Raw genomic sequence first — 1,745 nt, forward strand, 5'->3', positions numbered from 1 at the left:
AACCTCGGGTATTCACCGCTGAAGCGCTTTGAAGATCGGTAGATGCAAGGAAGGTGCCTCCGACCTGCGATGATCGGATTGCCTAGATCACGAAATCGCAGAGAACGGATGCACCTTCAGGGTGAACGGTACGGCATGGGACCGCCGCTTGTCTGTCCGCGGGGACGGCAAAGGACTCATCGGCCACGCAGGAGCCGTCCTCCTGCGTAAATGCGCTGATCAGACGGGATTAACCGGGGCGCTGGGCGGCGTGTTCGCCCGGCTCGGCAACTCGCCGATGTGGGACCGGGGCGTGGTGCTCGTCCAACTGGCGGTGGCGATCGCGCTGGGCGCGACCAGCATGCGGCAGATCGCGCTGCTCACCCACCAGCAAGGCGTGTTCGGCGCGCCGCCGTCGGACTCCACGGTGCGTCGCAGTCTGGAGCCCATCGGCGCCGATGAGCGGCTGCCGATCTGGATCGCGCGGGTGCGGGCCAGGGTCCGCAAGCACGTGTGGGCATTGATCGCCTCGACCGAGGCGGGCTTCCCCTGGCTGAGGGTGGCGGGCAAGGTGCTGACCGGCTGGATCGTCATCGACATCGACGCCACGCTGATCACCGCGCACTCCAACAAGCAGGGCGCCGGCGCGACGTTCAAGAAGGGGTGGGGCTTTCACCCGCTGGCCTGCTGGTGCGCCAACACCGGCGAGTCGCTGGCGATGCTGCTACGCACCGGCTCGGCCGGCTCCAACACTGTGGCCGACCACATCACCGTGCTGGCCGAGGCGATCCGGCAGATCCCCGACGCCTACCGCGCCAAGCTGTGGATCCGCGTGGACGGCGCGGGCGCTACGCACGACCTGGTCGAGCAGATGAAAGGCCTGAACACCACCCGGCGGACGGTGCGCTTCAGCGTCGGCTGGAAGATCACCGAGATCGATGAGAGCGCCATCGGCAAGTTGCCCGCCTCGGCCTGGCAGGCCGCCGTGCGCCAGGACGGAACCGTCCATCCGCACGCCGAGGTGACCGAGCTGACCGGCCTGGACGAGCGCGCCGCCGCCTGGGGAGTCCGGCTCCTGGTCCGGCGCGTCCGCCCCTCGGCCCGCGACCAGCGCCAGCTCACCGCCTTCGAGCACAAGACCGGCTGGAAGTACGCCATCGTGGCCACCAACCTCGGCCCGCGCGGGCTGCGCGGCATTCCCGGCAGCCACCAACTCGCCTTCATCGACGCCGTCCACCGCGACCACGCCGAGGTGGAAGACCGGGTGCGCACGAACAAGGCGATGGGCCTGCGCAATCTGCCCTCCAAGACCTGGAACGTCAACGTCGGCTGGGTGCTGGCCGCCAATCTCGCCGCCGATATCGACGCCTGGACCCGCCTGCTGGGTCTGCATGATCAGGCGGATCTGGCTCGCGCCGAACCGGCAACCCTCCGGTTCTGCCTGTGGCACCTGCCCGCCAAGCTCGTCACGCACGCCCGGCAGCGCCTGCTGAAGATCAGCGCCACCTGGCCGTGGAAGACCGCCTTCCTCATCTGCTGGCAGCGCCTGTGCGCGCTACCGGCACCTGGCTGACCAGCCCGAACATGCCCCAACGCGCCAGGAAGGAGTGACGAAGGACCCTGCGGCCCCGTGGAAGCCGCCGCCCATCCGAGCGCCTCGGGCGGCACACTACGGCACACCGAGCGAACGAACAGGATGATCAGGCGGAAACCTCCGCCACACCGAACCCATTACTCAGGACGATCAAGGCGTGAGTCATCGAGGT

Annotated in this window: 1 protein-coding gene; it reads left to right on the top strand. The window is 68.4% G+C overall.

Going from position 1 to position 1,745, the window contains the following annotated elements; translation table 11 throughout:
- Positions 1 to 121: 121 nt before the first annotated feature.
- Positions 122 to 1,552, top strand: a complete 1,431-nt coding sequence (locus tag ACTWPW_RS63990) for an IS1380 family transposase (RefSeq protein ID WP_443175006.1) — start codon at positions 122 to 124, stop codon at positions 1,550 to 1,552.
- Positions 1,553 to 1,745: the final 193 nt, after the last annotated feature.

Source organism: Nonomuraea sp. KM90, from assembly GCF_052246675.1.
GTDB lineage: Bacteria > Actinomycetota > Actinomycetes > Streptosporangiales > Streptosporangiaceae > Nonomuraea.